12 protein-coding genes are annotated in these 13990 nt (G+C 68.2%); 4 read left to right on the top strand and 8 right to left on the bottom strand.

Annotation, left to right across the window (positions count from 1 at the left end; all coding sequences use genetic code 11):
* The first annotated feature begins 13 nt into the window (after positions 1–13).
* A complete protein-coding gene (locus ACNUDN_RS10410) occupies positions 14–949 on the top strand; it encodes an aldose 1-epimerase family protein (protein ID WP_419121859.1) in 936 nt (311 codons plus the stop codon).
* Here the strand turns inward: ACNUDN_RS10410 and ACNUDN_RS10405 are convergent.
* The 5 genes from ACNUDN_RS10405 to chvE are packed head-to-tail and all read right to left on the bottom strand — an operon-like array spanning position 943 to position 7167.
* Positions 943–2160 carry a galactokinase gene (locus ACNUDN_RS10405; RefSeq protein ID WP_419121858.1) on the bottom strand — a complete coding sequence of 406 codons (1218 nt, stop codon included), beginning with the start codon at positions 2158–2160 and terminating at the stop codon, positions 943–945. The genes ACNUDN_RS10410 and ACNUDN_RS10405 overlap by 7 nt on opposite strands.
* Entirely contained in the window at positions 2157–3284 is a 1128-nt protein-coding gene (gene galT, locus ACNUDN_RS10400) for a galactose-1-phosphate uridylyltransferase (RefSeq protein WP_419125104.1), read from the bottom strand. The genes ACNUDN_RS10405 and galT overlap by 4 nt, the downstream gene beginning before the upstream one ends.
* A 7-nt stretch (positions 3285–3291) precedes the next feature.
* Positions 3292–4542, bottom strand: a complete 1251-nt coding sequence (gene mmsB / locus ACNUDN_RS10395; protein WP_419121857.1) for a multiple monosaccharide ABC transporter permease — start codon at positions 4540–4542, stop codon at positions 3292–3294.
* A gap of 4 nt (positions 4543–4546) precedes the next feature.
* Positions 4547–6082 (bottom strand): multiple monosaccharide ABC transporter ATP-binding protein, encoded by a 1536-nt coding sequence (gene mmsA / locus ACNUDN_RS10390; protein ID WP_419121856.1) that lies wholly within the window; start codon positions 6080–6082, stop codon positions 4547–4549.
* Positions 6079–7167 (bottom strand): multiple monosaccharide ABC transporter substrate-binding protein, encoded by a 1089-nt coding sequence (chvE, locus tag ACNUDN_RS10385; protein ID WP_419121855.1) that lies wholly within the window; start codon positions 7165–7167, stop codon positions 6079–6081. The genes mmsA and chvE overlap by 4 nt, the downstream gene beginning before the upstream one ends.
* A gap of 209 nt (positions 7168–7376) precedes the next feature.
* On the opposite strand from chvE, the gene ACNUDN_RS10380 reads away from it, so the two are divergent.
* The 3 genes from ACNUDN_RS10380 (at position 7377) to ACNUDN_RS10370 (ending at position 10909) form a co-directional block, all read left to right on the top strand.
* Positions 7377–8405 (top strand): LacI family DNA-binding transcriptional regulator, encoded by a 1029-nt coding sequence (locus ACNUDN_RS10380; RefSeq protein ID WP_419121854.1) that lies wholly within the window; start codon positions 7377–7379, stop codon positions 8403–8405.
* A gap of 132 nt (positions 8406–8537) precedes the next feature.
* Complete coding sequence (araB, locus tag ACNUDN_RS10375) at positions 8538–10223, top strand: ribulokinase (protein ID WP_419121853.1); 1686 nt, start codon at positions 8538–8540, stop codon at positions 10221–10223.
* Positions 10220–10909: an L-ribulose-5-phosphate 4-epimerase gene (locus tag ACNUDN_RS10370; RefSeq protein WP_419121852.1), complete on the top strand. Its 690-nt coding sequence runs from the start codon at positions 10220–10222 to the stop codon at positions 10907–10909. The genes araB and ACNUDN_RS10370 overlap by 4 nt, the downstream gene beginning before the upstream one ends.
* A gap of 14 nt (positions 10910–10923) precedes the next feature.
* Here the strand turns inward: ACNUDN_RS10370 and ACNUDN_RS10365 are convergent, their stop codons facing one another.
* The 3 genes from ACNUDN_RS10365 to ACNUDN_RS10355 all read right to left on the bottom strand — a co-directional run bounded on the left by ACNUDN_RS10365 (position 10924) and on the right by ACNUDN_RS10355 (position 13936).
* Positions 10924–11826 carry a tyrosine recombinase XerC gene (locus ACNUDN_RS10365; protein ID WP_419125103.1) on the bottom strand — a complete coding sequence of 301 codons (903 nt, stop codon included), beginning with the start codon at positions 11824–11826 and terminating at the stop codon, positions 10924–10926.
* 67 nt (positions 11827–11893) lie between these two features.
* Complete coding sequence (locus tag ACNUDN_RS10360) at positions 11894–13054, bottom strand: lactate 2-monooxygenase (protein ID WP_419121851.1); 1161 nt, start codon at positions 13052–13054, stop codon at positions 11894–11896.
* A 36-nt stretch (positions 13055–13090) separates the two neighbouring features.
* A complete protein-coding gene (locus ACNUDN_RS10355; protein ID WP_419121850.1) occupies positions 13091–13936 on the bottom strand; it encodes a siderophore-interacting protein in 846 nt (281 codons plus the stop codon).
* Positions 13937–13990: the final 54 nt, after the last annotated feature.

Here is a 13990-nt window from a genome sequence, read left to right as displayed (position 1 = left end):
CATCGTCGCACCGGTGACCGAGACCTCCACGTGCGGGGACGAATACGAGCTGACCCTGCCCGGTCGGGAACCGGTGCGGGCGGTGATCACCGAGGTCGGTGCCGGGCTCCGAGAGCTCTGGGTCGGCGGGGTGGCTCTCACACCGGGGTACCGCACCACCACGCCGCGCCCGTTCTTCAGCGGTGTGGTGCTCGCGCCGTGGCCCAATCGGGTGCGCGACGGCCGGTGGCAGCTCGACGGGGTGCCCCAGCAACTCGACATCACCGAACCCGAGCACGGCAACGCATTGCACGGGCTACTGTGCTTCACCGCCTACCGGCCGACCGAGATCAGTGCCGCAGCGGTCACATTGGGCGCCCGCATCCACCCGCAGCACGGCTACCCGTTCAGCCTTCGGACCCGGGTGCGGTACGCGCTGACCGACTGCGGGCTCAGCGTCACCCACACCGTGGGCAACCTCGGCTCCACACCCGCTCCCGTCGCGGTGGGGGCGCATCCGTTCCTCGGCATCGGCGGCGTCCCCACCGAGGATCTCGTGCTGACCGTCGCGGCGGACCGGCACATCGACGTCGATGCCAGACTCAATCCCATCGGCACCACCGCGGTGGCGGGCACCCGGTGGGACCTGCGCCGGGGGCGCCGGGTCGCGGAACTGGATCTCGACGACAGCTGGACCGGGGTGCGCACCGTCGGCGGTGTCAGCACCCACACGCTGCGGGCACCTGACGGTCGTTCCGTGTCACTGTGTGCAGGAACCGGATTCGACTATGTGCACATCTTCGTGACCCGGCACTATCCCGCGCCGGACGGACACGTCACCGCGGTGGCGGTCGAACCGATGTCGGCGCCGGCGGACGCGTTCAACAGCGGCTCCGGTTTGCGCTGGCTGGGCCCGGGACAGTACTGGTCGGCGTCGTGGTCGATCCGCTATCAGAGCCCCGTTCAGTAGACGCGGCGCGCCGCGGCCGCGCAGGGGGCGGCCAGAAATCGGGGCTGCGGCAACCCGTTGTCGTGTGCCCGTCGCAGCACCGCCTCGGCGACGACCGGCACCCGCCTGCGCTCGGTGAGGACCAGCACCGAGCCACCGAACCCGCCGCCGATCATCCGGGCGCCGAGCGCGCCGACGTCGAGCGCCGCCTCGACCGTTCGGTCCAGTTCCGGTGCACTCACCCCCAGGTCGTCGCGCAGCGAGTTGTGCGAGGCACTCAACAACGGTCCGATACCTGCCAGGTCCGCCGACCGCAACCGCGTCACCGCGGCGTCCACCCGCCGGAATTCGGTGAGGAGGTGCCGCAGTGAACCGCGCAGATGTGCTGCCCCCAGGGTGGCGAGATCGACCACATCGGATACATCCGCACCGGAGTGCACGACGGTCGGGTCCACCCGCGCGTACGCCTGCTCGACCTGCGTCCGGCACCTGCGGTAGTCGTCCTCGACGAGGCGGTGCGGAGAGTTGGTGTCGATCACCAGGAATGCCAGATCCGGAGTTCCCCCGTCGAGCGCGATGTGTTCGATACTGCCGTCGCCGCAGTCGAGCACCATGGCATGTCCGGCTCGGGCGCGCAGCGACACCGACTGGTCCATCGTGCCGGTCGACGCCCCTACCACGACGTTCTCCGCGGTCGCACAGTCGCGGGCCAACACCGCCCGCCCGGTGTCATCGGTCGCCACCCCGGCAAGCTCGGCAACAGCCAATGCGACAGCGCATTCCAGCGCAGCCGAACTGGACAGTCCTGCTCCCTGAGGCACCGTGGAGCTCACGGCGATGTCGACGCCGGGCATCCTGGCGATGGTCTCGTGATAGGCCATCGCCCACACCACCCCGGCGGCGTAGCCGGCCCAGCCCGCGGGTCGGCCCGGACCGATGTCACCCACCCTTCCGGTCCAATCCGGGTGCGGCCCGGTCGAGGTGCACCGCACCACGTCATCGGAACGGATCCTGACCGCCACCGCGGTGGCATAGGGCAACGCGAACGGCACCACCCGTCCGCCCACGTAGTCGACGTGCTCACCGATGATGTTGGCCCGGCCCGGGGCCACCCACACACCTTGCGGCGCAACGGCGAACGCTTCGGCGAACACCGTGTGGACATGCTCGGCGAGCACCTGGTCGGGCACCGGCGGCAGCAGACGTGGCCGCGTGATCGGGAACGCGTTCACCGGACCTCCCGCAACCGATCGGCGATCCGTTCGGGGGTGGTGTCGTTGATCCAGGCCCCCATTCCCGACTCCGACCCGGCCAGGTACTTGAGCCGACCGGGCGAGCGCATGACCGAGAACAACTGCAGGTGCAACCGTCCGAGTCCGCGGTCGGCGCTCAGCGGGGCCTGGTGCCACCCCGCGACGTAGGGGGTCTCGTCGACCCCGTCGAAGAAGCGGTCGACCCGGCCGAGCAGGTCCAGATAGATGGTGGCCAACTCGTCCCTCTCGTCGTCGGAAAGCTCCGGGAAATCGGCCACCTCGCGGTGCGGCATCAGCTGTACTTCCAGCGGCCAGCGTGCGGCGGCGGGCACGAACGCCGTCCACTGCTCGCCGGACACCACCACCCGCCGGCCCGAACGCCGTTCGGCGTCGAGCACATCGGCGAACAGATCGGCCCCGGTCGCGGCACGGTGCCGTCGCGCCTGGCGCAGCATCGCCTCGGTGCGCGGCGGCAGATACGGATAGGCGTAGATCTGTCCGTGCGGGTGGGTCAGCGTCACCCCGATCTCCCGGCCGCGATTCTCGAAGCAGAACACTTGTGCGACGCCGGGCAACTGGGAGAGCTCGGTGGTCCGGTCAGCCCACACGTCGATCACGGTGCGGGCGCGCCGATGACCCAGTGTCGCGAAGCTGGCGTGCGGGTCACTGGTGAAGCAGACCACCTCGCAGCACCCGGTTCCCGGCTGCAGCGGCCACAGCGGTTCGGCGTCGAGGTGCGGCGGGAGGGTCTGGTCGGCCGCACGCGCCGACAACGATGGGAACCGGTTCTCGAACACCACGACGTCGTAGTCGGCGGCCGGGATCTCGGTGGCCGGGCCGCCCGGCCGGGTCGGCGCCAGCGGCGAGGCCGCCACCGGCGGCAGATAGGTGCGGTCCATGCGCTGAGCCGCGATGGCGATCCACTCCCCGGTCAGCGCGTCATAGCGCAACTGGGAGTGCGAGGTTGCCGGCGGGAGGGTACGGGTGTCACGTGCGGTCCGCGCCGGCGCGTCGCTGTCGTCGAAATAGATCAGCCGGCGCCCGTCGGCCAGGGTCGTCACCGTCTTGCGCACAGCCGATGCGGCACTGTGCGCTACCGGCATCGGCGGGTTAACGGCCACCGCGACGCTTGTTGTACACGTCGAAACCCACTGCGGCCAGCAACACCAGCCCCTTGATGACCTGCTGGACGTCGGTGCCGATTCCCAGGATCGACATGCCGTTGTTGAGTACACCCAGCACCAGCCCGCCGACGATGGCGCCGAGAACCGTCCCGACTCCGCCGCTGGAGGAGGCCCCGCCGATGAACGCGGCCGCGATCGCCTCCAGTTCGAAGTTGATACCCGCCTGCGGGGTGGCCGAGTTCAGCCGCGCCGCGAACATCAGGCCCGCGACCGCCGCCAGCGCACCCATGTTGACGAACACCAGCAGCGTGACCCACCGGTTGCGGACGCCGGACAGCTTGGCCGCCGCGGCGTTCCCGCCGACCGCGTACACCTGCCGGCCGAACACGGTGTTGCGCATTAGGAACGCATAGACCAGCGTCAGCACCACCAGGATGATGCCGACGATCGGAACGCCGCGATAGCTGGCCAACAGGAGCGTGACCGCGCCCAGCGCACCGGTGATCGCCACGCATTTGGCGATGAACAGCGCCATACCCGAAACCGGCTGACCGAAGCGGATCTGGGAGCGACGCCGGCGTATCTGCATGCCGACCGCAGCCACCACGATCACGCCGCCGAGCAGGATCGTGGGCCAATGGTAGAGCGCGTCGGTCCCCCACTCGGGCAGGAACCCGCTGCTGAACGTCTGCAGCGCGGGGGGCATCGGCGCGATCGACTGCCCCTGCAGGATGTACTGCGTGGCGCCGCGGAAGATCAACATCCCACCGAGGGTGACGATGAACGACGGGATGCCCACGAACGCGATCCAGAACCCCTGCCAGGCTCCGATCAAAGCGCCCATCGCGACGCACAGCACCACCGCCAGCAGCCACGGCAGATCATTGCGCACCATCAGGACCGCCGACATCGCCCCGGTGAACGCGGCGATCGAGCCCACCGACAGGTCGATGTGACCGTTGATGATGACGATCACCATCCCGATCGCGAGCACCAGGATGTAGCCGTTCTGCTGGATGATGTTGGTGACGTTGAGCGGCATCAGCAGGATGCCGTCGGTCCAGACCTGGAAGAGCAGCACGATCGCCAGCAGGGCGACCACCATGCCGGATTGCCGGATGTGCGAGATCAGGAACTGTGCGATGCGGTCCCGCAGGCCGGGCGGATTACTATGAGATCCGTTGGGCTGCTGGGTCACCGGCGAATTCTGCGACGGTTGGTCGACGGTGGCGGTCACGGAATCAGCGTCCTTTCATCATCAGCCGCATCAGGGTCTCCTGATCGGCGCGCGCCCGCTCGACTTCGCCGGTGAGCCGCCCTTGGCTCAACGCGTAGATGCGATCACAGAGACCGAGCAGCTCGGGTAGTTCGGAGGAGATCACGATCACGGCCTTGCCGCGGGCGGCCAGTTCGTTGATGATCTGGTAGATCTCATATTTGGCGCCGACGTCGATGCCCCGGGTGGGCTCGTCGAGGATCAACACGTCGGGATCGGTGAACAGCCATTTGCTCAGCACCACCTTCTGCTGATTGCCGCCGGACAGTTTGCCCGTCACCGTCGACACCGACGATGCCTTGATCCGCATCGATTCCCGGAATTGCTCGCCGACAGTGGTTTCGGCGCGGAAGTCGATCACCGATCGGCGGCTGATCTTCGTCAGCGACGGCAGGGTGATGCTGGTGGCGATGCTGTCCATCAAGTTCAGCCCCAGCTGTTTGCGATCCTCGGTGACGTAGGCGATGCCGTTGCCGATCGCTGCCGGGACCGTGCTGGTGTTGATGTCGCGGTCGCCTTTGCTGACCCGGCCGCTCACGTACCGCCCGTAGGAACGGCCGAACACGCTCATGGCCAACTCGGTCCGGCCCGCGCCCATCAATCCGGCGATACCGACGATCTCGCCGGCGCGGACGTCCAGCGACACGTCGTCGACCACCCTGCGGTGGGTGTCGATGGGGTGCAGCACCGTCCAGTTCGACACCGCGAAGGCGACCGGACCGATGTCGCGCTGCAGTCGCGGCGGGAACCGGTGGGTCAGATCGCGACCCACCATGCCGCGCACGATGGCGTCCTCGGTCAACCCGTCCGCGACACGGACGGTGTCGATGGTCGCACCGTCGCGCAGTGTCGTCACGCTGTCGGCGATCTCGAGGACCTCGTTGAGCTTGTGCGAGATCAGGATCGAGGTCAGACCGTGACCGCGCAGATCGGTGATCAGATCGAGCAGGTGACGGCTGTCGGAATCGTTGAGCGCCGCGGTGGGTTCGTCGAGGATGAGCAAGCGGACGTCCTTGGCCAGGGCCTTGGCGATCTCCACCAGCTGCTGCTTGCCCACCCCGATGTCGGCGACCCTGGTCTGTGGGCTTTCGTCGAGTCCGACCCGGTCGAGCAGTTCCTGGGCCCGTTCCAGGGTGCGTTGCCAGTCGATCACCCCGAACCGCCGGATCTCGTTGCCCAGAAACAGGTTCTCGGCGATCGACAGGTAGGGCACCAGGGCGAGTTCCTGGTGGATGATCGCGATGCCACACCGTTCACTGGAGCGGATGTCTTTGAACTCGCACAGTTTCCCGTCGAAGTAGATCTCACCGCGGTAGCTTCCGTGCGGATACACCCCGCTGAGAACCTTCATCAGTGTGGACTTGCCCGCACCGTTCTCACCGCAGATGGCGTGGATCTCACCCGAGTCGACCCGCAGATCGACATCGGAGAGAGCTCGGACACCGGGAAACTCCTTGGTGATGCCCTTCATCTCCAGCAGCGCCGAACCCTGCCGGGTCATTGCACCTGAGCCTGCGTGTAGTAGCCCGAATCGACAAGCACCTGTTCGTAATTGGCTCTGTCGACGCTGACCGGCTCGAGCAGGTAGGCGGGCACCACTTTGACCCCGTTGTCGTAGGTCTCGGTGTCGTTGACCTCCGGCTCACCGCCGTTGAGCACGGCATCGGACATCTGGACCGCAGAGCGGGCCAACTCACGGGTGTCCTTGAACACCGTCTGGGTCTGCTCACCGGCCACGATCGACTGCACCGACGCGAGCTCGGCGTCCTGACCGGTGACCACCGGCAGCGGTCGGGCGGCGTTGCCGTAGCCGGCGCTCCTGAGCGCGGAGATCACGCCCCGGGATATCCCGTCATACGGGGAGAGCACCGCGTCGATCGGGACGGCGGTGTAGGCCTGGCTGAGCAGGTTGTCCATCCGGGACTGGGCCAGTCCGCCGTCCCACCGCAGGGTGGCCACCTGGGTGAAATCGGTCTGACCGCTGCGCACCACCAGCTTGCCGCTGTCGAGGTAGGGAGCCAGGACGCTCATCGCGCCGTCGAAGAAGAAGGTCGCGTTGTTGTCGTCCGGCGAGCCCGCGAACAGTTCGATGTTCAACGGCGCGGGTGCGGCGTCGGGATCGAGCGTGTCGACGATGTACTGCGCCTGCAGCACACCGACCTGGAAGTTGTCGAACGTGGCGTAGTAATCGACGTTGTCGGTGCCGCGGATCAGACGGTCGTAGCTGATCACCGGGATGCCTGCGGTCGCGGCGTTCTGCAAGGTGGCGGTCAGCGACGAGCCGTCGATCGGGGCGACGACGAGCAGGTCCACCCCCTTGGTGATCATGTTCTCGATCTGGGAGACCTGGTTCTGCACGATGTCGTCGCCGTACTGCAGATCGGTCTGGTACCCCAGTTCCTGGAACTGGTTGACCATGTTCTGCCCGTCGGCGACCCACCGTTCGGAGGATTTGGTGGGCATCGCGATCCCGATAGTGCCCTTCTGTCCGCCGGAGTCGGCGGTCTCGGCGGCTCTGCCGCAGCCGGCCAGCGCCGCCGCCAGCAGCGCGATCACCAGCACCGCTGCCCAGTTCAGTTTCTTCATCGACTACCTCCCGAGATTCGGGCCGACCGCATCACTAATGTGAGCGTTAACATTCGGGGACAAGTATGTGATGGCGCTCACGCCGTTGTCAACGGTGCGCCGACACGAAGCGCCCGGACGACACATCGTTCCAGGTCGTGAGCGCTAACATGCGATAGCCGAGTGCTCGTACCAAGCCCGGGCGCGGCACGCACAGACGAGGAGATCACGTGCCACCACCGCGGGGTAGCGCCGGACGCCACGTCAGCATGTTCGACGTCGCCCGCCTGGCCGGGGTGTCACACCAGACCGTCTCGCGGGTACTCAACGGGTCCGACGCCGTGCGCGACTCGACCCGCCAGCGGGTCACCGAGGCGATCGACCAGCTGGGCTACCGCCGCAACCTCGCAGCGCGCGCCCTGGTGACCCGGCGCACCGCCACCATCGGCGTCATCTGTTTCAACACAACGTTGTTCGGTCCCGCCAGCATGCTCTATGCGATCGAGCAGGCTGCCACCGAGGCGGGATTCTTCGTCAGCGTCGCCACCGACTCGACGGTCGACAGCACCACCCTGCCCCGGGCGTTGCGGCGATTGGAGGAACAGTCGGTGGAGGGCGTGATCGTCATTGCGCCGCTGGCTGCCAACCGGGAGGCCCTGCGGACTCTGCGCAATCCGGTTCCGGTCGTCGCGGTGGATGCCACGGCGGGTCTGGGGATCCCGGTCGTCGGTGTCGATCAGACCGACGGCGCCCGCCAGATGACCCGGCACCTGCTCGGCGGCGGTGCCACGACCGTGTGGCATATCACCGGCCCCGCGGAGTGGACCGAAACCGACGCGCGACTGGAGGGCTGGCGCAACGAACTCATCGCGCAGGGCTGTGCGATTCCGGAACCGCTCCACGGTGACTGGACGCCCCGCTCGGGCTATGCCGCCGGTCTCGCACTCGGCGCCGACCCCACCGTGGAGGCGGTCTTCGTCGGCAACGACCAGATGGCGCTCGGCGTGCTGCGTGGCCTGGCCGAGTCCGGCCGCTCGGTTCCCGGCGACGTTCTGGTCGGCGGCTTCGACGACGTCCCCGAATCGGAGTTCTTCTGCCCGCCGCTGACCACGGTGCGGCAGGATTTCGCCTCGGTCGGACGTCGCAGTGTCGACCTGCTGGTCGAGGAGATCGAGCGCGGCCCGGACGGGCAGCCGTCCACCGCGAACGCGCTGATTCCCGCCGAACTCATCGTGCGCCAGAGCTCGGTACGCCGCTGATCGTGAGGCCGGTCCCATTGACCGGTAGATTGTGTTATCGCTAACATGTGAGCGCTAACACTCGGGTGCGCAGAAGGGATTGTCGATGCCGCATCATCACCTCGCCTCCTACCCCACGAATCCCGGCGCACTGTGAACGGCGCCGAAAAGTCCGCCGAAAAATACACGGTGGGAGTGGATTTCGGAACGCTCTCGGGACGGGCGCTGGTGGTCCGGGTGTCCGACGGCGGTGAGGTCGGCAGCGCGGAGCACGCCTACCGGCACGGTGTCATCACCGAGCATCTGCCGGACCGGCCGGCCACTGCGCTACCGCCGGACTACGCGCTGCAGTTCCCCGGTGATTACCTCGACGTGCTGCGCACCGCCGTGCCCGCCGCGGTGCGCAGCGCCGGCATCGATCCCGCCGATGTCATCGGGCTGGCCACCGACTTCACCGCCTGCACAATGGTCCCGACCCGGCAGGACGGCACACCGCTGTGCGACCTGGAGCCGTGGCGCGATCACCGGCACGCCTACGCCAAGCTGTGGCGCCACCACGCCGCCCAGCCGCAGGCCGACCGCATCAACCGTCTGGCCGCGCAGCGGGGCGAGAGCTGGCTGAGTCGTTACGGTGGTCTGATCTCCAGTGAGTGGGAGTTCGCCAAAGCCCTGGAGATCCTCGACGAGGATCCCGAGCTGTACGCCGCGATCGACCGCTGGGTGGAGGCCGCCGACTGGATCGTCTGGCAGCTGTGCGGAACATACGTCCGCAATGTCTGCACCGCAGGCTACAAAGCGATACGGCAGGACGGACGCTACCCGTCGCGGGAGTTTCTGGCCGCATTGGATCCGGGGTTCGCCGACGTCGTCGTCGACAAGATCGACCAGCCGATCGGACGTCTGGGTGACCGCGCCGGCGGGCTCACCGCCCGGGCCGCCGAGTGGACCGGACTGCCGGTGGGCACCCCGGTCGCGGTCGGCAACGTCGACGCCCACGTCACCGCCGCGGCCGCCGACGCCCTCGATCCGGGCCGGCTGGTCGCGATCATGGGCACGTCTACCTGCCACGTGGTCAATGCGACTGTGATGCAACAGGTCCCCGGGATGTGCGGTGTCGTCGACGGCGGCATCGTGGACGGACTGTGGGGTTATGAGGCGGGTCAGTCGGGGGTCGGCGACATCTTCGCGTGGTTCGTCGAGCAGTGTGTCCCCGGCCGCTACGAGCGGGAGGCCGCCGCGTCCGGTCGCACCCTGCACGAACACCTGAGCGCGCTGGCCGCGACCCAGGAGGTGGGCCAGCACGGCCTGATCGCGCTGGACTGGCACAGCGGTAACCGGTCGGTGCTCGTCGATCACCGGCTTTCGGGGGTGATCGTCGGCCAGACCCTGGCCACCACCTGCGTGGACCAGTACCGCGCGCTGCTCGAAGCAACCGCGTTCGGGACCCGCGTGATCGTGGAAACGTTGCAGCGGCACGGTGTTCCGATCATCGAACTGGTGGTCGCCGGAGGCTTGGTGAAGAACAGCCTGCTGATGCAGATCTACGCCGATGTCACCGGCCTGCCGCTGTCGTGTGTGCAGTCGGCGCAGGCGCCCGCTCTGGGGTCGGCCATCCATGCCGCAACCGCGGCGGGAGCGTACCCGTCGGTGCGCGAGGCCGCCGCCCGGATGGGGCGGCGCAAGCAACGGGCCTTCCTCCCGATCCCGGCGAACGTGGAGCGCTATGACGCCCTCTACGCCAAGTACCTGGCGCTGCACGACCACTTCGGACGAGAGAACACCATGATGCGCGAACTGCGCGAGGCCAACCACCACCCGAACGTGGGAGCATTGACATGACCCTCACCCCGTCCGTCGAGATCGACGATGCGATCGCGGCGTTGCGCGACCAGTTATGCGCACTGCACGCCGAACTGACGCGGTATCAACTGGTCATCTGGACCGCCGGCAACGTCTCCGCGCGAGTTCCCGGAGCGGACCTGATGGTGATCAAACCCTCTGGGGTGTCCTATGATTCGCTCACCCCGGAACAGATGGTGGTGTGCGATCTGGCCGGCCGCCCGGTGGCCGGTGACCTCGCACCGTCGTCGGACACCGCCGCGCACGCCTACGTGTACCGCCACATGCCCGAGGTCGGCGGTGTGGTGCACACCCACTCGACGTATGCGACGGCGTGGGCGGCGCGCGCCGAGCCCATTCCGTGTGTGCTGACGATGATCGCCGACGAGTTCGGTGGCGACATCCCGGTCGGTCCGTTCGCGGTGATCGGCGACGATTCCATCGGCCAGGGCATCGTGGCCACCCTGGCCGGCAGCAACTCGCCGGCGGTGCTGATGCGCAATCACGGCCCGTTCACCATCGGTCGCACCGCGCGCGACGCCGTCAAGGCCGCCGTCATGCTCGAGGATGTGGCGCGCACGGTCCACATCAGCCGACAGCTCGGCGCACCGCTGCCGATCGACGCCGCCGATATCGACCGGCTGCACCACCGGTACCAGCACGCCTACGGTCAGGGCGGTCACTGACCCAATCTCCGCCGTCAGGCCCGGGGATGCGCCTGGTCGTGCACAGCGCGCAACCGGGCGACGGTGACATGGGTGTAGAGCTGGGTGGTGGCCAACGTGGAGTGGCCGAGCAGCTCCTGAACGATCCGCAGATCGGCACCGCCTTCGAGCAGGTGTGTCGCGGCACTGTGCCGCAGCCCGTGTGGCCCGATGTCGGGCGCACCCGCGACCGCGGCCATGGTCTGGTGCACGACTGTGCGCGCCTGCCTGGGGTCCAGCCGGGCACCGCGCGCACCCAGGAGCAGCGCCGGTCCCGAACGTGAGGTGACCAGCGCGGGTCGGCCCTCGGTCAGCCATCCGGTCAGCGCGGCGTGCGCCGGTTGACCGTAGGGAACGGTGCGCTGTTTGTCGCCCTTGCCCAGCACCCGCACCACCCCCCGGGAAGTGTCGACGTCGTCGACGTCGAGGCCGCACAGTTCGCTGACCCGGATGCCGGTCGCGTAGAGCAGTTCGACGATGAGCCGGTCCCGCAGCGCGAGCGGATCACCCTGTTGCGCACCGGATTCGGCGGCCTCCATGGCATCGCGCGCCTGGTCCTGGCGCAGCACCGCGGGCAGCGTGCGCCGCGCTTTGGGCACCTGCAGCCGAACGGCGGGATCCTCGGCGATCAGACCGCGCCGCAACGCCCAGGCGGTGAAGGTCTTCACCGCCGAGGTACGGCGGGCCAGCGTGGACCGGGCGGCGCCGGCGCCGGCCTGCGCGGCCAGCCAGGACCGCAGCACCGGCAGGGTCAGGCCGCGCAGGCCGGTGTCGGGCCGGCGGTCGGCGAGAAAGCCGAACAGCGACCGTAGATCACCCAGGTAGGCGCGGCGAGTGTGCTCGGAGCGGCCGCGTTCGAGCGCGAGATACTCGTCGAACTCCTGGAGGCAATATTCGATCCCCGTGTCGCTACGCTGCTGCCCGCCGGTCTCCACGCCGCCACCGTGGCAGAAACCGGCTGCTGGTTCACAGGACGCGCCGCAGCGTGTCCGGAGTGAGATCAGCCAGGGTGGGATAGCCGTCGACGGCCATGATCAGGTCGGTCTCGGCCAGCAGCGAACGCAGCACATGCACGATGCCGTCCTCGCCGCCGATGGCCAGGCCGTAGGCATAGGGCCGCCCGACCCCGACCGCGGTGGCACCCAGCGCGAGCGCCTTGACGATATCGGCTCCGCTGCGGATCCCGGAGTCGAAGAGCACCGGCAGTCCGTCGGCGGCCTCGATCACCCCGGGCAGGCAGTCGAGCGCGGGCAATCCCCCGTTGGCCTGCCGTCCGCCGTGGGTGGAGCAGTAGATGCCGTCCACACCGGAGTCCTTGGCGCGCCGGACGTCGTCGGGGTGACACACACCCTTGAGCACCAGCGGCAGATCCGTCAGCGACCGCAGCCACGGAAGGTCGGTCCAGGTCAACGGATTCCCGAACAACTGCACCCAGTGCAGGACCGCTGCCTGCAGGTTCTCCTCCGGTGTCTGCGCCAGCGCTGCCCGGAACACCGGATCGCTGGTGTAGTTCGCCAGGCAGCGCCCGCGCAACTGGGGGAAGTTCGACATCGCCAGATCGCGGGGCCGCCAACCGGGGATCCAGGTGTCCAGCGTGACGATGATCGCGCGGTACCCGGCGGTCTCGGCGCGGTGCACCAGACTCGCGGCCAGGTCGCGATCGGTGGGTGTGTAGAGCTGGAAGAATCCCGGAGTGTCCCCGAACTGCGCGGCCACGTCCTCCAGTGGATCTTCGGTGAGGGTGGAGACGGTCATCGGGACCCCGGTGCGCGCCGCCGCACGGGCCGCAGCGAGGTCGCCGTGGCCGTCTTGTCCACAGATCCCGATGACCCCGATCGGCGCCATGAACAGCGGAGACGGCAGTGTCATGCCGAACAGGTCCACGGTCAGATCACGCTCGGTGGCCCCGATGAGCATCCTGGGGACGAGTCCCCAGCGGTCGAACGCGGTGCGGTTGGCGCGTTGGGTGTTCTCGTCGCCCGCGCCGCCGACCACGTAGGACCAGACCGACGGCGGCATCGCCGACTCCGCCTTGGCCTCCCAGCCGGCATAGTCCATCGGGAGGTTCGGCAGGACGCCGGACAGGCCCTGCAAGTAGATCTCGAGTTGGTAGTTACCGAAGGTCATGGCATCAGCCTGCCATCGGCGGCCGGGCCCCCACGGTTATTTCGCTTCGGCCTCGGCGAGTTCGCGCTTCCACTGCCGGAACGTCTCCTCGGTGCGGCCCCGCCGCCAGTAGCCCGAGATCGAGGACGCCCATTTGGCTTCCACGCCGCGCTCCTTGCGGATGTAGGGCCGCAGGTTGTGCATGACGGCCTGCGCCTCCCCATGGATGAACACCTGCACCTGGCCCGGCAGCCAGGCGGTCTCCTTGACCGCGGTGATCAACGGTGCGTGATCGCCGGCGCTGTCGTCGAGCACCAGGTCGGCGCGCCCACCGCGGTAGATCCACATCACCTCGACGCCGGCGGGCGCGGTGAGTTCGACCTGGTCCTCCGGCCCGGCGACCTCGATGAACACTCGGCCGATCGCGTTGTCCGGCAACGTTTCCAGCGCGGCGCTGATTGCCGGCAGCGCCGACTCGTCGCCGGCGAAAAGGTGCCAGTCGGCGGCCGGATCCGGTGCGTAGGCGCCGCTGGGCCCCATCACGAACAACCGCTGCCCGGGTACGGCCGAGGCAGCCCACGGTCCCGCCACACCGTGCTCGCCGTGCACCACGAAGTCGATCGTGATCTCGCGGCGGTCGGGATCGGCGCGACGCACGGTGTAGGTGCGCACGGTGGGTCGCCGCTGCGGCGGCAGGGCGTTGAAGCTGTCCAACGTCAGCGGCTGATCGAGTTCGGCGACGTCGACGTCGTCGGCGACGAATACCAACTTCACGTAGGAGTCGGTGCACACGTTCGGGGTGAACGTATCGAATCCATTGCCGCCGAGCACAACTCGCACCATATGCGGGGCCAGTTGTTCGGTGCGCACCACCTCGAAGGTGTGCACGGGACGTCCTGCCACTTCAGTTCCTCCGCTACCTCGCTGTCGTGTCCGACTATACGAGCGCCCGTCCCG

The sequence above is a fragment of the Mycobacterium sp. smrl_JER01 genome (assembly GCF_048513595.2).
Lineage (GTDB): Bacteria > Actinomycetota > Actinomycetes > Mycobacteriales > Mycobacteriaceae > Mycobacterium.
This window is presented reverse-complemented; position numbering and strand designations above follow the sequence as displayed.